The 18,754-nt window shown below is 69.5% G+C and carries 18 protein-coding genes and 1 pseudogene; 2 read left to right on the forward strand and 17 right to left on the reverse strand.

Annotated features, from left to right (window positions below; genetic code table 11):
* The 6 genes and pseudogenes from aroE to aroH all read right to left on the reverse strand — a co-directional run.
* Positions 1 to 310, reverse strand: a 310-nt coding sequence (gene aroE / locus VGL40_08165) for a shikimate dehydrogenase (protein ID HEY3315230.1), incomplete at its 3' end; no start/stop codon positions are given.
* Positions 307 to 1,680 (reverse strand): 3-phosphoshikimate 1-carboxyvinyltransferase, encoded by a 1,374-nt coding sequence (gene aroA / locus VGL40_08170; GenBank protein HEY3315231.1) that lies wholly within the window; start codon positions 1,678 to 1,680, stop codon positions 307 to 309. The genes aroA and aroE, both read right to left, overlap by 4 nt.
* A complete protein-coding gene (locus tag VGL40_08175; protein HEY3315232.1) occupies positions 1,677 to 2,594 on the reverse strand; it encodes a prephenate dehydrogenase/arogenate dehydrogenase family protein in 918 nt (305 codons plus the stop codon). The genes aroA and VGL40_08175 overlap by 4 nt, the downstream gene beginning before the upstream one ends.
* Positions 2,594 to 3,611, reverse strand: a pseudogene (gene aroF / locus VGL40_08180) (3-deoxy-7-phosphoheptulonate synthase). The gene VGL40_08175 and the pseudogene aroF (VGL40_08180) overlap by 1 nt, the downstream one beginning before the upstream one ends.
* A gap of 58 nt (positions 3,612 to 3,669) precedes the next feature.
* On the reverse strand, positions 3,670 to 4,683 hold the full coding sequence (gene aroF / locus VGL40_08185) for a 3-deoxy-7-phosphoheptulonate synthase (protein HEY3315233.1): 1,014 nt from the start codon (positions 4,681 to 4,683) through the stop codon (positions 3,670 to 3,672).
* Complete coding sequence (gene aroH / locus VGL40_08190) at positions 4,680 to 5,060, reverse strand: chorismate mutase (GenBank protein ID HEY3315234.1); 381 nt, start codon at positions 5,058 to 5,060, stop codon at positions 4,680 to 4,682. The genes aroF (VGL40_08185) and aroH overlap by 4 nt, the downstream gene beginning before the upstream one ends.
* 548 nt (positions 5,061 to 5,608) lie before the next feature.
* Between aroH and VGL40_08195 the strand changes: the two genes are divergently transcribed.
* Both VGL40_08195 and ybaK read left to right on the forward strand, forming a co-directional pair.
* Positions 5,609 to 6,160 (forward strand): sulfite oxidase-like oxidoreductase, encoded by a 552-nt coding sequence (locus VGL40_08195; protein ID HEY3315235.1) that lies wholly within the window; start codon positions 5,609 to 5,611, stop codon positions 6,158 to 6,160.
* The gene (gene ybaK, locus VGL40_08200; GenBank protein HEY3315236.1) at positions 6,157 to 6,630 is read left to right on the forward strand and encodes a Cys-tRNA(Pro) deacylase; all 474 of its coding nucleotides are present in this window, start codon (positions 6,157 to 6,159) and stop codon (positions 6,628 to 6,630) included. The genes VGL40_08195 and ybaK overlap by 4 nt, the downstream gene beginning before the upstream one ends.
* Before the next feature lie 40 nt (positions 6,631 to 6,670).
* On the opposite strand, the gene VGL40_08205 is transcribed toward ybaK, so the two are convergent.
* The 11 genes from VGL40_08205 to VGL40_08255 form a co-directional block, all read right to left on the reverse strand.
* Positions 6,671 to 9,304, reverse strand: coding sequence for an ATP-binding cassette domain-containing protein (locus VGL40_08205; protein HEY3315237.1), 2,634 nt, complete (start codon positions 9,302 to 9,304; stop codon positions 6,671 to 6,673).
* Between the two features lie 20 nt (positions 9,305 to 9,324).
* Complete coding sequence (locus VGL40_08210) at positions 9,325 to 10,245, reverse strand: branched-chain amino acid ABC transporter permease (protein HEY3315238.1); 921 nt, start codon at positions 10,243 to 10,245, stop codon at positions 9,325 to 9,327.
* Positions 10,246 to 10,247: 2 nt separating this feature from the next.
* The gene (locus VGL40_08215) at positions 10,248 to 11,447 is read right to left on the reverse strand and encodes a branched-chain amino acid ABC transporter substrate-binding protein (GenBank protein HEY3315239.1); all 1,200 of its coding nucleotides are present in this window, start codon (positions 11,445 to 11,447) and stop codon (positions 10,248 to 10,250) included.
* Between the two features lie 438 nt (positions 11,448 to 11,885).
* Positions 11,886 to 12,299, reverse strand: a complete 414-nt coding sequence (locus VGL40_08220) for a HutP family protein (protein HEY3315240.1) — start codon at positions 12,297 to 12,299, stop codon at positions 11,886 to 11,888.
* Positions 12,300 to 12,315: 16 nt separating this feature from the next.
* Positions 12,316 to 12,744 (reverse strand): DUF296 domain-containing protein, encoded by a 429-nt coding sequence (locus VGL40_08225; GenBank protein HEY3315241.1) that lies wholly within the window; start codon positions 12,742 to 12,744, stop codon positions 12,316 to 12,318.
* Positions 12,745 to 12,888: 144 nt separating this feature from the next.
* Positions 12,889 to 13,782: a diguanylate cyclase gene (locus tag VGL40_08230; GenBank protein HEY3315242.1), complete on the reverse strand. Its 894-nt coding sequence runs from the start codon at positions 13,780 to 13,782 to the stop codon at positions 12,889 to 12,891.
* Between the two features lie 295 nt (positions 13,783 to 14,077).
* Positions 14,078 to 14,569: a PTS glucose transporter subunit IIA gene (locus VGL40_08235; protein HEY3315243.1), complete on the reverse strand. Its 492-nt coding sequence runs from the start codon at positions 14,567 to 14,569 to the stop codon at positions 14,078 to 14,080.
* Positions 14,570 to 14,585: 16 nt separating this feature from the next.
* Entirely contained in the window at positions 14,586 to 15,440 is an 855-nt protein-coding gene (locus tag VGL40_08240; GenBank protein ID HEY3315244.1) for a ChbG/HpnK family deacetylase, read from the reverse strand.
* Positions 15,441 to 15,510: 70 nt separating this feature from the next.
* Entirely contained in the window at positions 15,511 to 16,683 is a 1,173-nt protein-coding gene (locus VGL40_08245) for a hypothetical protein (protein HEY3315245.1), read from the reverse strand.
* Positions 16,680 to 17,678 carry a M42 family metallopeptidase gene (locus VGL40_08250; protein ID HEY3315246.1) on the reverse strand — a complete coding sequence of 333 codons (999 nt, stop codon included), beginning with the start codon at positions 17,676 to 17,678 and terminating at the stop codon, positions 16,680 to 16,682. The genes VGL40_08245 and VGL40_08250 overlap by 4 nt, the downstream gene beginning before the upstream one ends.
* The gene (locus tag VGL40_08255; protein ID HEY3315247.1) at positions 17,675 to 18,724 is read right to left on the reverse strand and encodes a M42 family metallopeptidase; all 1,050 of its coding nucleotides are present in this window, start codon (positions 18,722 to 18,724) and stop codon (positions 17,675 to 17,677) included. Before VGL40_08255 ends, VGL40_08250 begins: the two co-directional genes overlap by 4 nt.
* Positions 18,725 to 18,754: the final 30 nt, after the last annotated feature.

An 18,754-nucleotide genomic window follows, 5' to 3' on the forward strand; every position in this document is an offset into this window, starting at 1 on the left:
TGTGACCGGTGACGCCCTGGCCGGTGGCGGCCCGGGCGACCAACGTGTTGACGGCCCCCGCGGCCTCGGCGTCAGGCGAAAGACTGACGCAGAGGCCGATGGCCGCCCGCTTGTGGGGGATGGTCACGTTGGCCCCGCCGAAGTCCGGGCGGGTGATCAGCCCCGACGCGGTCTTGATGAACTCTTCCGGCGAGGCGTCGACCGCCGTGTACTCCCCCTCCAGGCCCAGGGCTCGGAGGGCGGCGTTGTGCATGGCCGGTGAGAGGCTGGCGGCGACCGGCCGTCCGAACAGGTAGTAGCGCTTACTCATCGCTGCTCACCGGGCTCCGATCGCTGCTCACCGGGCTCCGTCTGAACCCGGGCTCCCAGGGAGGCAAGATCCGCCCAGAAGCCCGGATACGAGACACCGGCCGCGTCGGCGCCGGTGATGGTCACGCGGCGGTTGGAGCCGATGGCGGCCACGGCGGCGGCCATCGCCAAGCGGTGGTCGCCTGAGCAGTCAAAGACCTCGAGTCCATCGACGGCCCCCCGGCCCTCGATGACCAGGCCGTCGGGGGTCACCTCGGCCCGCCCCCCGGCCAGCCGGACGAGGCGGGCCGTGCCCTCGATCCGGTCGCTTTCCTTGTGCCTGAGCTCCGCGGCGCCGCTGACCACCGTCCGGCCCTCGGCCAGGGCGGCCACCACCGCCAGCACCGGCACTTCGTCGATGAGCTGGGGAATCAGGGACGGGTCGAAGGTCACCCCGCGTAACCTGGACGAGCCTCTGACGCGGATCGAACCGTAGGGTTCGGCCGCCCGGACTCCAGTCGGGTCGGGCTGAACGGTCACCCCCGCCCCCATGGCCAGCAGGACGTCAATGAAAGCCGTGCGGGTGGGGTTCAGCCCAACCCCCTCGACGGTGACGTCCGAACCGTCGACGACGGCCGCCGCGGCCAAGAAGAAAGCGGCCGACGAGGGATCCCCCGGGACACGGACATCGGCCGGCCGGAGGACCTGTCCACCCCGGACGATCAGGGCGACGCCGGACGTCATCTCCCGGCGTTCGACTTCCCCGCCAAAGGCAGCCAGCAGGCGCTCGGTATGATCACGGGTGGCCCGCGGCTCGGTGATCGTCGAGGTCCCGGCGGCCCCCAGGGCGGCCAGGATGAGGGCCGTCTTGACCTGGGCCGAGGCGACCGGAAGGGCCCAATCGACGGCCTTCAAGGCGGCCCCGTCGATGCTCAGGGGCAGAGCCGAGCCGCCCAGTCGCCCGCTGACCCTGGCCCCCATGGCCCGCAATGGCTCGGCCACCCGGGCCATCGGCCGAGCCTGCAGCGACCTGTCGCCGGTGATCACCGTGTGGAACGGTCGGGAGGCCACCAGGCCGGCCAGGAGCCGCGTGGTCGTGCCAGAGTTGCCGGCATCGATGATGTCTTCCGGCTCGGACAGGCCGGCCCACCCCGGAGAGTCGGCGGTGACCAGCGGCCCAAGCGGCGACAACTCGACGCCGAGCCGCACCATGGCGGCGGCCGTCGAACGGACATCGGCCCCGTCGCCGAGGCCCCGGATGACTGTCCGCCCCTTGGCCATGGCGGCCATGAACAAGGCCCGGTGACTGATGGACTTGTCCCCCGGCACGCTGAGTCGGCCGACCAGCGGTCCGGCCGGCGATACGCTGACCGTCGAGCCCACCGTCCTCACCCCTTCCCCGCCGGCGCCCCGCCCGCCGCCCCGGCCCAACGTCGCCGAAAGGCGGCCGCTCCGGCGACTTCGGCCGGCACCCCGGAATCCGTGGAGCCCGCCCCGAGTGACGAGATCAGTTCGTCCATGCGTTGCTTCAAGGACTCCCAGGCGCGGGCGCATTCCTCGGCGTTGCCGGCGCACATTCCGAAACCCATCTCCGGCGGGCCGGCGGCCACTCTCGTGGCGTCGCGGAGGGCGCCCGCCGCCAGGTCGAGCAGGCCCGGCTCTTGTGCCTCCAGGCACAGACTCACCGCCAACAAGTAAGGCAGGTGGCTGACCACGCCCACCGCCCGGTCGTGGTCGGCCGCGCCCATCATCAGGGGGCGCGCTCCGATGGCCCGGGCCAACCCCTCGACGGCGGCCACCGCCTTGCGCCGGGCCGCCCGGCCCTCTTCCTTGCTCTCCAGTTCATCCGCCCCCCGCCCCGCCGGTTCCCCGATGATCGCGTAGGGGGCCCCGCGGAACAGCCCGGGGTCGGCCGCGGCCAGCCCGGAGCGTTCCGAGCCGGCCATCGGATGCCCGCCGACGAAGGTGACCCCCGGCCCGAGTCGGCCGGCCAGACCGGCAACGACCCGGCCCTTGAACCCGGCGACGTCGGTCAGGACGGTCCCCGCACGGCAGGCTGGGGCGGCCGCCAGGCAGACCTCGACGACCGTGAGGGGAGGCGTGGCCACGACCACGAGCTGCGCGCCGTCCGCGGCCTCGGCCGGTGAATCGGCGGCGGCATCGACGGCCCCGAGGCGGGCGGCTTCACCGGCGACCCCAGGGGCGGCGTCGAAGCCGGTCACCGAATAGGCCCCCGAGAGCCTGGCGGCCCAGGCCAGAGAACCGCCGATGAGGCCGAGGCCGATGACCGCTAGGCGGGTGGCCATCAGACGCTCCTCCCCACCGCCTCGGCCAGCGGCCGCAAGCCGGCGACGAGCTCCCCGAAGGCTTCGGGGACGAGTGACTGCGGCCCGTCCGAGAGGGCTTCCGCCGGGTTGTGATGGACCTCGACGATCAGCCCGTCGGCTCCGGCGGCCACGGCGGCCTTGCTCATCCTGGCGACCAGATCCGCCCGGCCGGTACCGTGGCTCGGGTCGGCGATCACCGGCAGGTGGGTCAGGCTCTTGGCCAGGGCCACCGCGCTCAGGTCGAGCGTGTTCCGGGTGTAACCCTCGAAGGTCCGGATGCCCCGCTCGCAGAGGACCACCTGCTCGTTGCCATTGCTGAGGATGTACTCGGCGGCCATCAGCCATTCTTCGATTGAGGCGGCCGGGCCGCGTTTCAAGAGGACCGGCTTCGGGCTCCGGCCCAATTCGTTGAGGAGGGCGTAGTTCTGCATGTTCCGAGCCCCGACCTGAAGCACGTCGGCCACTTCGGCGACGGCCTCGATGTCCTCGGGCCGCATGACTTCAGTGACCACCGGCAACCCGGTCTGCCGCTTGGCGAGGGCCAGGATGCGCAGGCCTTCCTGGCCCAGACCCTGGAACGAGTAGGGCGAGGTCCGCGGCTTGAAGGCTCCCCCCCGGAGCATGCTCGCCCCGCGCTCTTTGACCGCCCCGGCCACGGCCAGGTAACCCTCCTCGGATTCGACCGCGCAGGGGCCGGCCGGCCATGATCGCCAGCCGCTGGCCGCCGATGGCCACCCCACCGACGGTGACGACCGTCTGGTCGGGGTGGAAGGCCCGGCTGGCCATCTTGAACGGATGGCCCACCCGGAGGACCTGCTCCACCCCTGGCATGGCTTCGATGGCGGCGACATCGACGCGACGGACGTCGCCGATGAGCCCGATGATCGTCCGCTCGTCCCCGACCACCGGATGTTCGCGCAAACCCAGCCGCTGGACCCTTTCCCGCAGCCGATCGACCTCGGCCTGGGCGGCTCCCGGTTTCATCACCACGATCATCGAATCGTCTCCTCCTTCTCCGGAGGCTTCTCCGGAGGCTTCTCCGGGCAATCGTCCGTTAGATCCCCCTGCCGACCGCTTCGGCCAGTGGCCGGAGTCCGGCGACCAGCTCCCCGAAGGCTTCAGGGAGGAGCGACTGCGGCCCGTCGGAAAGGGCTTCGGTCGGGTTGTGATGGACCTCGATGATCAGCCCGTCGGCCCCCGCGGCGACGGCCGCCCGGCTCATCTCGGGGACGAGGTCGGCCCGGCCGGTCCCGTGACTCGGGTCGGCGATCACCGGCAAGTGGGTCAGCCGCTTGGCCAGGGCGACCGCACTGAGGTCCAGGGTGTTTCGGGTGTAGCTCTCGAAGGTCCTGATCCCGCGTTCGCACAGGATGACGTCGGGATTGCCGTTGCTGAGGATATACTCGGCGGCCATCAACCATTCCTCAATGGAAGCGGCCGGACCGCGCTTGAGGAGGACGGGCTTCCGGCACCCGCCCAACTCGGACAGGAGGGCGTAGTTCTGCATGTTGCGCGCCCCGACCTGAAGGATGTCGGCCACGTCGGCCACGGTCGGGATGTCTTCCGGCCGCATGACCTCGGTGACGACCGGCAGGCCGGTCTCTTCCCGGGCCAGAGCCAGGATCCGCAGTCCTTCACGGCCCAGGCCCTGGAAGGAATAGGGCGACGTCCTCGGCTTGAAGGCCCCTCCCCGCAGCAGGGTGGCTCCGCGCTCTCTGACCGCCCTGGCCACGGTGAGGTAACCTTCCTCGGTCTCGACGGCGCACGGGCCGGCCATGATCGCCAGCCGCCGGCCGCCGATGGCCATCCCGTCCACGGTCACCACCGTCGGCTCGGGGTGGAAGGCCCGGCTCGCCAGCTTGAACGGGTGGCCCACCCGCAGGACCCGCTCCACCCCGGGCATGGCCTCGATGGCGGCGACATCGACCAGGCGGACATCCCCGATGAGCCCGATGATGGTTCGTTCATCACCAACCGACAGGTGCTCCCGAAGCCCGAGCTTCCTGACCCGTTCGAGGAGGCGGTCGACATCGGCCTGGGAGGCCTTGGGTCCCATGACCACGATCATCGGGACGCCCCGCTTCCGGCCAGGTCCGGCCTGAGCGCGGTCGCTTCTTCGAGGTAGACCGGCTTGGCCTGGAAATGGCCCCGGCAGATGAGAAGCAGCCGGAGACACCGGGGCAAACTCCCCCGCACGGGCATCTCAGCCAGGCACATCAAGGGAACGTCGTCCCAGCCTTCTGCTCTCCCCCGGAGGGCCGCCGCCGGGTAGGCCGCGTCGAGGTCGGGCGTGGCCGTGAAGATGGCCGCCACGATGTCGTTCGTTTCGAGGCGGTTCTCACGGAGGACCGTGGCGGCCAGCTTCCTGGCGGCCGAGGCGATGGCTTCAGCTTCGTTGGCCTCCACGGAGATGGCTCCGCGAACGGCCGTCGGACCTTGGTCCATGGACTCTTCTCTCCTTATGGCCGGCCGCGGCGAGCCGGATGGGGCGAAAAGGACAAACAAAGCCACCCACGAATAGGGGTGGCTGTGCCGGCACTGGTCCGTCCCCTACCGCTCTACCGTCCTACAAATCGGCCTTGGTCTTGACCGCCGGGACCTTCCTGCCTACAGCACTGCACCCTACGGTGCGGCGCAACTACCTCACTCCGGTGCCCGCCGCCGACGGATCGGCCAGCATGGGACGCCGGCCCGGCTGGTGTTGCTAACTAGTTTAGCATGACTGCCGAGGTCTGACAAGCCCCCGAAATCACTCAGTCCCCCAAAAAGGCCGCCGGGCGAAGGAAAGCGAATTCGGCCGGGGAAGACTTTAGCACCGAAAGCCGTTGACTCGAACCCGGCTGACTCGAACCCGTCGACGAAGTCGGGCCGGACGACATGGAGGGATCGCCGTGCCCCACGATTGGCTGCGCAATTTCCTCGAAGGTACCGGCGTCAAGACCGCATCCGACCAGGCCACCGGCCGTGACGGCGGCACCGCCGCCGAGCGTCGGCTGCCGCCGGGTCAGCGACTGACGACCAAGTTCCCCGTCCTTCACGCCGGCTCGGTCCCGAGGATTGACCCCGACACTTGGCGCCTGAAAGTGACCGGCCTTATCGCCCAGCCCTTCGAGATGACCCTCGAAGAGCTCAAAGCCTTGCCGGCGGTTTCCATCAAGGCGGACATCCACTGCGTCACCGGCTGGAGCAAGTTTGACACCAAGTGGACCGGGGCGACCGGGCGGGAGGTCCTTCGGCGCTGCCGCCCGACCTCTGAGGCCAGGTTCGTCATGATCCACGCCCCGGGCTGGAGCACCAATCTCCCCCTGGCCGACCTCGACCGGGATGATGTCATCTTCGCCTGGGATTATGCCGGTGAGCCGGTCGAGGCCGACCACGGCGGCCCCTTGCGGCTGGTCGTCCCCCACCTCTACTTCTGGAAGAGCGCCAAGTGGGTCGAAGGGGTCGAGCTCATCGCCGAGAACCGCCCGGGCTACTGGGAGCGCGGCGGGTACCACATGCGCGGGGACCCGTGGCGGGAGCAGCGGTACCGGGACGACTGGTGAAGACCGTCGCCGCAAGGATCCTCGACGATCTGGGGATCGCCTACGAACTAAGGGCCTACGACTGGAATGAGGAGGAGCTGGACGCCGTCACGGTGGCCGGCCAGATCGGCCTCCCTCCGGGACAGGTCTTCAAGACCCTGGTCGCCCGGGGCGACCGGACCGGCGTCGTCGTCGCCTGCCTCCCCGGGGATCAAGAGCTCGACCTCAAGGCCCTCGGCGCGATCAGTGGCAACAAGAAGGTAGAGATGGTGCCGGTCAAGGAGATCCAGGCCTTGACGGGCTACGTCCGGGGCGGGGTTTCGCCGCTCGGGATGCGGCGGACCCACCCGTTCTTCATCGACGAGACCGCCGAGATCATCGACCCCCTCGCCGTCAGCGCCGGTCAGCGCGGGCTGCAGATCATCCTGGCCGGGCCCGACCTGATCCGGGCGACGGAGGCCCGCCCGGCCGCCCTGACCAGGGGGCGCTAGGCCCGGGGGACGCCCCCGGGCCTTGGCTGGCCTGGCCGCCTCAGTCGGCCGGCGCCCGGCCGCCGAGGTATCGTTCGACGACGTCCTGGCGATTGAGGAACTCCCCGGCCCCACCCTCGGCGGCGACCCGCCCGGTCTCGACGATGTAGACGCGGTCGGCGATGGACAGGGCGGCGGCATTCTGCTCGGCCAGGATGATGGTGACCCCTTCGGCGTTGATCCGCTCGACGGCCTCGAGGGTCGCCCGGGCCATCAGTGGGGCCAGGCCCATGGTCGGCTCGTCGAGGCAGATCAGGCGCGGGCGGGCCATCAGCGCCCGCCCGATGGCCAGCATCTGCTGCTCGCCACCGGAGAGTGTCCCCGCCAGCTGGTGACGGCGTTCGAGGAGGCGCGGGAAGAGGCCGTAGACGTAGTCGAAACGGTCCCCTGGCTTGGCCCGGACCCCGTCGAGCATGACCTGCAGGTTCTCTTCCACGGTCATCCGCCCGAAGATGTGCCGCCCCTCGGGGACGACGGCCACGCCGTGGCCGATGATCTGGGCCGGGCGGAGCCTGGTGATCTCGCCGCCGTCCAGGAGAACTCGGCCGGCGCTCCGGTCGGTGGCCCCGAGGATGCTCCGGATGACCGTCGATTTGCCCGCCCCGTTGGCGCCGAGCAGGCAGACGATCTCACCGGGACGGGCCTCGAGGTCGAAATGCCGGAGCACAGTGAGCCCCCGGTAGCCGGCGGTGAGGCCCTCCAGGCGCAGATGGGCGGGGTGGCCCGCGGCCGGCCGGCCTTCCAGGCGTCCCGACTGGACCCCGCCGGGCTGTTCGGTCCCCAGGTAGGCGGCGATGACCGCCGGATCTGAACGGACCTCGTCGGGCGGGCCCTCGGCCAGCTTCCGGCCGTGGTCGATGACCACCAGGCGGTCGCACAGCTCCATGACCATCGACATCCGGTGCTCGACCAGGAGGATCGCCCGGCCGGCCGTGCGCAGGGCGCGGAGCCGGTGGATCAGGTCGTCGGCCTCGACCGGACTCATCCCCGCCGCCGGTTCGTCCAAGAGCAGCAGGCTCGGGTCCGCGGCCAGGGCCCGGGCGATCTCGAGGCGGCGACGATCGGCGTAGGTCAGGCGGGAGACCTCGCCGGAGACGGCCTGCCCGCCGGCGAGCTCGGGAGCCACCGCGGCCAGCGCCCGCCGGGCGGCACCGAAGGCCCGCGCCTCGATCGCCCGGGTCTTCCCGCGGTCAAAGAGGATGGCCGGCAGGGACGCCGCCGCCCGCCGGTGGGCGCCGATGGCCGCGTTCTCGAGGACGGAGAGCCCCGGGAACAGACGGATGGCCTGGAAGGTCCGGGCCAGCCCGCGCCCGGCGATGTCCTGCGGCCGGCCCCCGGTGACCTCTTGGCCGTTGACCAGGATGTGCCCGACGGCCGGCCGGACGAAGCCGGAGATGGCGTTGTAGACCGTGGTCTTGCCGGCCCCGTTCGGCCCGATCAGGCCGACGATCTCGCCGGCCCGGACTTCCAAGCTAAGCCCCTCGACCGCCTTGAGGCCGCCGAAAGTCACCGACAGGTCGCGGACCTGGAGCACCGGCGCCCCGGTCAAAGCCGTCGCGGCGACCTCCACATCCTCGCCGGCGGTCCCGTCGGCGGCCTCGCCCCCGTCCTCTTCGACCGCCTCCCCCTCCCCGCCGCCCAGGCCGGTACGGGCCGGGAAGATCCCTTGCGGGCGGAAGCGGACGAGGGCGACGAGGACGAAGCCCCAAATGAGCATGCGGTAGACGGCCCACTCTCGGAGCAACTCCGGCAGGACGACGATGGCCGTAGCCCCGACCAGGATCCCCGGCAGGTTGCCGATGCCGCCCAGGATGACCAAGCAGTAGATATTGATAACTTCGTTGAGGGTGAAGTTCTCCGGAAAGACCGCCGCCTGCCAGCCGGCGAAGAGGACCCCGGCGACCGCCGCCAGGCAGGCCCCGAGGACGTAGGCACCAAGCTTGAACCGGGGCAGGTCGACCCCCGAGGCGGCCGCCGCCAGTTCGTCGTCGCGCAGGGCGACCCAGGCCCGCCCGAGGTACGATTTCGTCAGGCGAAGGACAAGGAGCCCGGCCAGAGCCAGGAGGACCAGCATCACGTAGTAGAACCCGGTCAGGTCGCGGACCTGCGGCCCGGGATGGAGCCCGGGGATGAGTCGGAAGGGGTCGAGCCGGACGATCCCGTTCGGCCCATTGGTCAGGTTCACCGGACGGTCCAGGTTGATCAGGAGGAGGCGGACGATCTGGCCGAAGCCCAGGGTAGCGATGGCCAGGTAGTCGCCGTACAGGCGGAGGGCCGAGAAGCCGAGGACGGTCGACAAGGCGGCCGCCAAAGCCAGGGCGATCAGGAGGACGACCGGGAAAGACAGGTGCAGCCCCAGCTGCGGCGAGGCCAGGAGGGCATAGGCATAAGCCCCCAGAGCATAGAAGGCCACGTTGCCCAGATCGAGCAGGCCGGCGAACCCGGCCACCACGTTGAGGCCCAAGCCGAGGAGGGCGTAGATGCCGATCAGCGTCGCCAGGCGCAGCCAGTACTGGTCCGGGAGGAGGACCGGCAGGGCCAGGACGACCGCGGCGACGCCGGCCGTGAGGATCAACCTGGCCAACCGGTTTTGGGGGAGTCCCGCAAGGAGTCTCGCGGGGATCAGGGTTTTCACGTCAGGCACCCCCCGCCGCCTCAGGCGCGGGTCGTGGCCACCCGGCCGAAGAGCCCGGCCGGTCTGACCAGAAGGACCAGGATGAGGACGCTGAAGGTGATCACGTCGCGGTAGACCGGGGCGACGAAGGCCACCCCGAGGCTTTCGATGATCCCCAGGAAGAGCCCGCCCAGGGCGGCGCCGCGCAGGTCGCCGATGCCCCCCAGGACGGCCGCGGTGAAGGCCTTCATGCCCGCCCCGAAGCCCATGAAGAAGTCGACCTGGGTGTAGTACACTCCGACCAGGACGCCCCCCGCCCCGGCCAAGGCCGAGCCGATGAAGAAGACGGTGGCCACGACCTTGTCTGGATCGAGGCCACAGAAGGCCGCCGCCTCCCGGTCTTCGGCCACGGCCCGCATCGACCGGCCGACGGAGGTCCGCCGGACCAGCCACTCCAACCCCAGCATCAGAAGGAGCGAGGCGGCCAGCATGAGGGTCCGTGGGCCGGACAGGACGACCCCGCCGGCCGACAGCGACCAGGATAGGTTGAGGGCCGCTCCCACCGGATAGACCTTGGCCCTGGTCCCGAAGATGAGCATGATCGCGTTCTCGAGGATGATCGACACGCCGAGGGCGCTGATCAGCGGGGCCAGTCGGGTGGCCGAACGGAGGGGCCGGTAGGCGAAGCGTTCGATGCCGAGGCCGAGGAAGCCGGCGCCGGCCGCCGCGACGACCAGCATCATCGCCAGCAGGGCGGGCCCTCCGGCCAATCCGGTCAGGCCCAGGGCCCCGATCAGGGCGGCCAGGCCCCAGCCGAGGTAGGCGCCGACCATGAAGACATCACCGTGGGCGAAGTTGAGCATCCCCAGGACCCCGTAGACCATCGAATAGCCCAGGGCGATCAAGGAGTAGAGGCTGCCGACGGTGAGGCCGTTCAGGATGGTCTGCAGGAGGGCCGTCATCCTCAGTCCCCCGCCCGGCCGACGAAGTTGAAGGCCCCGTTCTTGACCTGGAAGATGAAGATGCTCCCACCGGACAGGTCGCCCTTATCGTTGAAGCCGATAGGCTGGCCAAGGATGCCCATGTAGTTCACGGTCCCGTGGACCAAGGGCAGGACGTCGGCCCGGGTGACCTTGCCACCCTTGGCGGCGGCCGCGTCGGCGATGGCCTTCAGGAGGATATTGGTGGCCTCGTAGCTCTGTCCGGCGAAGATGCTCATCGAGCCGTACTTGCCTTCGAAACGGGTGACGAAGTCCTTCGCCGCCGGGACGTCCTTGAGGGATGGGGTGATACTGGTGACGTAGGCCCCTTCCAGGGCGGCCCCGCCGGCCTTGGCGAACTGGTCGGGTTCATACAGACCGTCGCCGCCCATCACCCCGGCGGTGATCCCGAGAGCCCGCATCTGCTTGGCGATCATCGCCCCCTGGGCCGGGTCGGGGATGGCCAGGAAAACAAGGTCCGCGCCGAAAGCCTTGACCCGCCCGAGGATGGGCGAGAACTCCTTGTCATCGGCGGCGATCTGCCCGCGGTCGACCGTCACCGATCCAAGCTTGGCGAAGGTCGCCGCGACCTGGTCGGCCAGCCCCTGACCATAGGTGCTCTTGTCGTCAATGATGTAGACCTTCTTCGCCTTTACCTGGTCGACGATGAACTTCGCGGCCGCCGGACCCTGCTGGTCGTCGCGCGGGCAGACCCGGTGCATGACCTTATAGCCGCCTTCGGTGAGGCTCGGGTTGGTGGCCGACTGAGAGATGATCGCCAGACCGGCCCGCTCGTAGACGGGCAGCGAGGAGTTGACGGCGCCGCTGTTCATCGGACCGATCACGCCGACCACGTTCTTGTCGGCGGCCAGCTTCTCCGCGGCCAGGGTGGCCTTGGCCGGCTCGGCGCCGTCATCGGCCACGACCACCTCGACCTTGACCCCCTTGAGACGACCCGAGGCGTTGAACTCGTCGACAGCCATGTTTATGGCGTTGAGTGAGTCCTGTCCGATCTTGGACAGCGAGCCGGTGAACGGCCCCGCCGCCCCGATCTTGATCGTCGCCGGCCCCCGCGAGCAGCCGGCCAGCCCGGCCGAAGCGGTCAGGACCAGCGACGCGGACAAGACCGCGGTCATGGCCGGGCGAACGATCTCGAAGGTCCTCTTGGTGAACTGTGCGAACATCGGCAACCCCTCCAAGGTTGAGATTTGGCGGCAGAACCGCGGTGCGGCCCCGCCGAGGGAAAGCAAAAAGCCTCCATCCCCAAAACTGGGGACGGAGGCTTCCTTCCGCGGTGCCACCCCGATTGACGCCCAAACCCTTCAGGGCGCGAGTCTCGAAATCAGTAATCCCGAGGCTCGGCAGGGCGTCCTCTTTGACGGGTACGAACATACCCGCTCCCTTGTCACGGTGGGAGCTCCGGCTAGAACCCTAACGGCCGAAGGCCATCGGGTCGCGGCTCACGGGCCCATTCGACTCGCCCACTCGCGCCGGTCTCCCACTGCCACCGGCTCGCTTTGCCGAGCTACCGCGGGTCTACTCGCCCCGTTCATCGCCTTTGTCGCTATTGCTTGTAATCCTACCCCAGGACTCGGGAGCTGTCAAGGGGACATTTCTCGCCTTCACCCGTTGACGGCCCGGTGGGCCAGGGCCACGGCCATATCGTCGAGGTGGCCGAGGCCGACCCCCAGGAAGACGGCCACGTTGACGTGCTCGCCCGCCCTGGCGATGCCGACCTTTCCGCCGACGTTGAAGCCCAGGGCTTTTGAAGATACCATGGCCAAGGCGTCGCGGGTGGCACCGGCGACCGCGCCCTCGTGGTGATGGATGTCGTTGATCACCCCTTCACGTTTGGCCGCGACCACCGCCCGCTCGACCACCTTGGGCACGGAAGAGACGTACTCGCCGCCGAAGTCGACGGCGGCCACCTTGATCCCCTTTTCGCCGAAGGACTTCTTCAGCGAGGCTTCTTCCTCTCGGCTGGCTGAGATGGCCATCACCACCGCCGCTCTGGCCACCCAGGTGTTGTCGCTCATGGTCTACCCGCTCCCCTCAAAACTTCCACAGGGCCAACTTGGTGACGTCGTCCATGGCCCGCTCGAGGGGTTCGCCGAGCAGCTCGGTCGCGTAGAGCTCACCGGCGTAGATGATGGTCCCCTCCATGAGGTGCCCGGTATAGGCATGACCCGCGACGTCGCCCAGGGTGGCGTGGGCGTGAATGGCCGGTTTGCCGTCGCGCAGCGAGAAGCTCCCCACGCAGTTGCCGATCTCCATGTGGCGGTCGAAGTGGACGTTCTTGTAGGTCGCGTCGGACTGGTCGAAGAAGCCGATGACCCCGCTCTTGACCGCCCCGATCACGGTGAAGTGGCCGATCTTGATCTCGTGCTTGGCGGCGAACTCCTCGAGGTAGTCGAGAAGGTCGGCGTCGTGGTCGATGCGGGCCATGAAGCGCCGCCCGACCTGGAATTCCCTGACCATCATGGTCGATCTCTCCTTCGTCGTCTTGAATGACATGGCCGGCGGGTCCCAATCCCACCAGGGCCGCGAAAGGGGCGGCGGCGTGGAAAAAGCCGCCCGCCGGCGGCCATTAGTCTTCCCGGAAACTCCCTCGATTTCCTGCGTCCCTCAGAGGATGACGATTTTGTTGCCGCCGCCCTGCCGGCCGAGACGAAGGGCATCGCCGGCCCGGCGGACGAGGCTCCCGGAGCCCTGAACCTCCGGCCCCGGGAAGGTTGCCCCCCCGATGGTTGCCGTGACCCGCGGGCCACTCGGGTCGCGGTAGCGTTCGACGGCCAGCCGGACCCGTTCGGCCAGGACCTCCAGACCGGCCCGGTCGGTCTGAGGAAGGAGGGCCATGAATCGGTCGCCGTGATAGCGACAGACCACGTCGGCCTCGCGGGTCATCCGGGTCAGCAGGGTGGCCACCTGGCAAAGGACCTGGTCGCCGGCGCCGCGACCGTACTGCTGGTTGACCCGGGCCAACTCGTCGATGTCCAGGCGGAGGCAGGAAACCGCGTAACCGTAGCGCTTCCCGCGGGCGACCTCCTGCTTGGCCCGCTCCCTGGCGTAGGCCCGGGTGAAGAGGCCGGTCAGATCGTCGCGGATGACCAGCTGCCGGAGGATCCGCTCGCGGCGGCGGAACTCGTCCCGGAGGCGCTTGGCCCTGGTCGCCGAACGGATGCAGGCGGCCAACTCCCGCGGTTCATAGGGCGGCGCGAGAAAATCGCAGAGCTGGACGTCCCGCAGGCGGACAGGCATGGCCGGCGGTTCGTCCCGACCGTCGATGACGACCACCGGGATGAGCCAGGCCTCGTCGTCCCGGGCCAGGGCGACAATGACGCCATCGGCCCCCGGCCCTTGGATGACGATGACATCCGGGGCGGCGCGATGGGCCGTGGCGACCGGGTCCTCCCCGGTCGTCGATATGACCTCGTAGCCCAGTCCGCTCAGCCGGAGACATAGGTCATCGGTCTCCGGGCCGGCTGTGACGGCCAGGACCCTTGGCGCCCGCTGCTTCATCTCGCCCCTCCAGACCTGATGCCAGGAAAGGTTGCCTTTCCGCTTCGACCCTCCGTTTTTCGCCGCCAGACGACAAAATCCTGCCGGGCCCGACCGGGGCGGCCGGCGTCCGCCTGAAAACTCAGGCGGGGCGCGGGTTCCCAGGATTGACCCGGCGAACCGCGACCCGCTTGTCCACACCCTGTCAACAACTGGGGATAAGTCGAACGGACGTTTGCCCCGCTAGATGAGGTACATGTCGGCCGCGGCCGGCAGACCCCGGCGGTCGACAGGAATCGGGGGGTGTCGGATTCCGTCAGCCGTCTCGGTCCTTCAACACGACGGAGATCAGCGTGTCGCGGCCCGCTTCGACGGACGTCCGATGAGTGACGGAAATCCCCACGACGTCCGCTGAGGCGGCGACGAGGACCGGCGACAAGGCGCTCTTGCCGCGGGTTCTGACGGCCATCAGATCGAACCGCACCAGCGGCTGCCCGGCCCGGACCCCATCCCCCTGGTGGACCAGCGCCTCAAAGCCTTCGCCGCCAAGTTCGACGGTATCCAGACCCAGGTGGACGATGACCTCGAGCCCGGCCGAGGTGGTGACGGCCAGGGCGTGACCTCCGGGAAAGAGGACCGTGAGCCGGCCGTCGCACGGGGCGACGACGGTGGCCGGCCGCCCTTCGGGACCGGGATCCGGGTCGATGGCCACCCCGTCACCGGCCATTCGCTCCGAAAAGACTGGGTCGGGGACGTCATCGAGGGCCACGACCCGCCCGCTAAGAGGGGCCAGGAGGTCCACCTTCATCGCCCATCTCCCCTGCTCATCGCCCTTCGCCCTCGGCTCCGGCGAGTCCGTCGAAGCCGATCAGCTCGATGCCGAGTTCGCCCACGACGGCCCGGAGGCGGGGATCACACATCACCGCGAGTTCCCGGGGTCGTTTGTCGGTCAGGCTGCTGATCGACCGCAGCTCCTCGTCGACCATCCCGGCGTGGGTGATCAGCTCGGCCGGACTGCGGCGCAGGTTCCGGAGCCAGCCGATGACCTTGTCGACGGTCATCTCCTCGCGTAGACGGAGGAGCCCGAGGGTCTTCCCCGGATGGGCCAGCCCGCTCGCTTCGACCACCCGGGCCGCGCGACCGGCGTAGCGGGCGTAGACGAGGTCCGTCGGGTCGAACCGGAGGAGGCTCGTCTGCCACGGCAGGTCCCTTGGTAAGACCACCCGCATCGCCATGACCCCGCGGCTCTTCGCCAGGTCGACGGCGACCTCGGTCAGCCCGGGGGCGAGGTGGACGTCGTGGTGGCTGTCGAGGTGGGTCGGCAGGCGGCCGACCAGGTCCACGAAGCGATCAAGCTGGGCTTGCCACTCCCTGGCCACTTCCCGCGGCTTGGCCAACTGACGGAGTGGGGCGAAGCCCTTGCGGAACCGCCCCTCCCCGTCGACGAGGGACGGGACCTCCTTCGCCGGCAGGACCGGTCGGCCGGCCGTGAGCACCAGGTGCAGTCCGAGGTGCAGGCCCGGGTGGTCGCGGGCGATGGCCGCGGCCTCGGGTGCGGCGGGCATGTTGACCATCATCGTCGTCGAACTGACGATGCCGTCCACATGGGCGGCGATGATCCCGCGGACCACGGCCGGGGTCAGGCCGAAGTCGTCGGCGTTGACGATCAGGCGGAACATGGGTCTCCCCTCCCGGTGTCCCGTGCTTGGTCGTGCCGGGCTTCTTGGTTCATCTCCTCCGGGGCTTCGACTATCTTCTCAGATATATAGGGTTCGAGTAGATCCAGGGGTGCCAGCTTCCCCGCCGGCGACGGGCCTCGGCTCGGTAGACGCCGGGCGCTTCGACCCTCGCGCAAAGCCGCGTCCCACTAACCTCGGATACGACGGCGCCGTCCCGGCGGATGGCTAGTCTGGCCGCGGCCGGGACGGTGAAATTCAACTCCAGCGGTCCCTCGGCGACCTCATCACCCGGAAGGACGAGGCGGCCAGGGCCAGGGCCAGGGCCCGGCTCCCGGCCACCGGGTGGGTCCGAGCGCCCGGCCTCTCCAGGCCGGCGCCCCCAGAAACGGGCCCCCTTGGACGGCCCCTGGTTGGCCAGGACAATCAGCGAGCGGCCGCGGCGAAGGGCCCCAAGGACGGTCGAGCAATCCTCCGCCGGCGCGCCGGTCAGGGGAGCCTCCAGAAGGACGTTGGTCCGCAGGGTCCGGAAGGCGAACCCGTAGGTCATCGCCCGCAGCGGGCGGCCGAAGACCGTGCCGTGTTCGCCATGGGCATCGAGGCCTCCGATGGCCGGGACGGCCCGCCGCCGGCCGAGGGCGTCCCAGAGGGCCAGGGACCGCGGGTCGGGAGTCGGCCCGAAAAACCCCGGGAAGAGCAGGGCCCGAAGGACGGCCGGCCAGTTGCGCCCGTAGCCCAGGGCCTCGGAGTAGAAGTTCCACACCTCCAGCCCGGTGAAGAGCCCGTCGGGCATCGGCGCGCCGGGTTCGTCGGCCCAGCGGAGGGCCGGCCGCCACTCGTAACTCGGCACTCCGAAGAGCGCGCTGCCCCGGTCGAAGGGGTGGGCGATGAAGCCGAAGCCTCCCTTGGAAGCGACCGCGGCGACGTACCGATCGGATCCGCCGAGGACCGCCGGGACCACCTCGTCCAAACCGAAGGCCAGGTAGTGCTCCTTCTCCGGGCTGACCTCCTGGCCGACGAGGAGCAGGACGCCCCCATGCCAGCCTTCGTAGCGCTTCCCTGCCAGGCTGTCGTGGTCGGTCAGGACCACGAAGTCGAGACCGGCCGCCGCGGCCGCGGTGATGATCCCCGGGACCGTCCCCCGCCCGTCGGAGTACGTCGAGTGGACGTGGATCGCCCCGGTGTACTCGTGGAGCGATGGCGCCTCGGCGAGGGGTGGATCACCCGGCCGCGCGACCGCGGTCACCAGTCGATCTTCCGCCCGAGGATCGCCGTCAGCAGCCTGACGCAGGCCTGCACGTCACCGTAGTCGACGATCTCCGACGGCGTGTGGATGTAGCGGGTCGGGATGGAGATGGTCCCCGAGGGGACGCCCTCGCGGGTCAGGTGAATCGCCCCGGCGTCAGTCCCTCCCTGCTCGAGGACCTCGAACTGGTGGGGGATGTTCTCGGCTCGGGCGACTTCAGCCATGAGTCCCTTGACCTTCGGGTGGGCGACGAGGCTCGAGTCCTTGACCTTGATGGCCGCCCCGCCCCCGAGTTCGACGGCCATCGTCAGACCCTTCGGGGTGTCCCCCGTGCGGGTGACGTCGACGGCGATGCCGAGGTCCGGCTCGACGGCAAAGGCCGCGGTCCGAGCACCGCGCAGTCCGACCTCTTCCTGGACGGTGAAGACGAAACTGACCTGGTTGGGCGTCTTCTTGAGCTCCCGGGCGGCCTGGATGATCACCGCGCAGCCGATTCGGTCGTCCATCGACTTGGCCACGAGGCGGTCGCCGAGGTCCTCAAACGGGCGGTAGTACCCGGCCGAGTGCCCTATGCCGACGGCCTTTTCCGCCTGGGCCCGGTCCTTCGCCCCGATGTCGATGAAGAGCCTGTCGGACCGGAGGTCCTTCTGATCCTCGAGGCGCTCCGAGCCGACGATGCCGACCGTCCCGTCGGCGAAGACGACCCGCTCCCCGAGGAGGATCATCGGATTGACCCCGCCGATGGTCCCGAAGCGCAGGAAACCCTTATCGTCGATGTGGGTGACCATCACCCCGATCTCGTCCATGTGTCCGGCGACCATGATCTTCTTCCCGCCGGTGCCCTTGCCGCGCCTGGTGGCGATGAGGTTGCCGAGCGGGTCGACCCGGATTTCGTCGACGCTCGCCCCGACCTCCTCTTCGATGATCCGCCGGACCTGGTCCTCGCTGCCGGAAGGACCGTAAGCCTCAACGAGTCTCTTGATCAGCTCTTTCACAGCTTCAGTCCCCCTTCGGCGATCTTCTTCAAAGCGGTGGTCAGCAGCCGGACCGTGTTCTGCAAGTCGTCGAGACTGCAGACCGAGACGGGCGAATGGATGTAACGGCAGGGCACTGAGATCGACGCCGCCGGCGCGCCCTCGCGGGCCAGGTGGATGCGGGCCGCGTCGTTCCCGCCGGAGATCGCCCGGCGGAACTGGTAGGGGATGCCGGCCGCTTCGGCCGTGGACCTCAGGAACTGGACCAGGCGCCGGTCGGCGATGGTCCCGGCATCCATGACCGACAGGGCCGGACCTTTGCCGATGACCGTCGCCTGGCCCTCCGGGTCGGTGCCCGGCGTGTCCGAGCAGACCGTGCCCTCGAGGACCAGTCCGATGTCGGGGGCGATGTCATAGGCGGTCACGGTCGCCCCGCGGAGACCGAGTTCTTCCTGGACGGTGAAGGCGCCGAAAAGGTCGATCTTGAGACGCTGCCCGCGCAGGGCCCCAAGCCCCTCCAGCAGGGCCAGGCAGCCGACCCGGTCGTCGAGGGCCTTGCCCTTGGCCAGGCCGTCGCCGAAGGGCTCAAAGGCCGTCGTGAAGACGGCATAGTCGCCGACTTTCGCCAGCCTCTCGGCTTCCTCTCGGCTCTTGGCCCCGATGTCGATGAAGAGGTGATCGGCATCGATGACCCGCTCGCGTTCCCTCGGCTCCTGGAGGTGGATGGGCTTGCCGCCGATGACCCCGGGCAGGCGCCGCGGGCCGACGAGGACGGCCTTGGTCAGGAGGACCCGGTCGTCGATCCCACCGACCTTGCGGAAACGGAGCAGTCCTTCCTTCTCGACGGCCGAGACCATCAGGGCGATTTCGTCCATGTGGGCGGCGACCATCACCCGGAGACCCCGGCCCTTCCGGTGGGCGACCAGGTTGCCCAGGGTGTCGACGCTGACATCGTCGGCCATGCCGGCCAGCTGCTCGCGGATGATCTTGCGGACCTCGTCCTCCTGGCCGGACGGGCCGGGGGCCTCGGACAGGCGGCGGAAGAGCTCAATCGTCTCGGCCGGCAGCGGTGCGGTTGGCTTGACCCCGGTTGCCTT

It is taken from the genome of Bacillota bacterium (genome assembly GCA_036504675.1).
Classification (GTDB): domain Bacteria; phylum Bacillota; class Sulfobacillia; order JAJYWN01; family JAJZPE01; genus DASXUT01.

Excerpts from the sequence above, each read along its gene's own strand:
- aroF (HEY3315233.1), bottom strand. The coding sequence starts at position 4,683 with ATGATCGTGGTCATGGGACCCAAGGCCTCCCAGGCCGATGTCGACCGC.
- VGL40_08235 (HEY3315243.1), bottom strand. The coding sequence starts at position 14,569 with ATGAAGGTGGACCTCCTGGCCCCTCTTAGCGGGCGGGTCGTGGCCCTC.
- VGL40_08240 (HEY3315244.1), bottom strand. The coding sequence starts at position 15,440 with ATGTTCCGCCTGATCGTCAACGCCGACGACTTCGGCCTGACCCCGGCC.
- VGL40_08175 (HEY3315232.1), bottom strand. The coding sequence starts at position 2,594 with ATGGCCACCCGCCTAGCGGTCATCGGCCTCGGCCTCATCGGCGGTTCT.
- VGL40_08220 (HEY3315240.1), bottom strand. The coding sequence starts at position 12,299 with ATGAGCGACAACACCTGGGTGGCCAGAGCGGCGGTGGTGATGGCCATC.
- VGL40_08210 (HEY3315238.1), bottom strand. The coding sequence starts at position 10,245 with ATGACGGCCCTCCTGCAGACCATCCTGAACGGCCTCACCGTCGGCAGC.
- VGL40_08225 (HEY3315241.1), bottom strand. The coding sequence starts at position 12,744 with ATGATGGTCAGGGAATTCCAGGTCGGGCGGCGCTTCATGGCCCGCATC.
- aroH (HEY3315234.1), bottom strand. The coding sequence starts at position 5,060 with ATGGACCAAGGTCCGACGGCCGTTCGCGGAGCCATCTCCGTGGAGGCC.
- VGL40_08215 (HEY3315239.1), bottom strand. The coding sequence starts at position 11,447 with ATGTTCGCACAGTTCACCAAGAGGACCTTCGAGATCGTTCGCCCGGCC.
- VGL40_08230 (HEY3315242.1), bottom strand. The coding sequence starts at position 13,782 with ATGAAGCAGCGGGCGCCAAGGGTCCTGGCCGTCACAGCCGGCCCGGAG.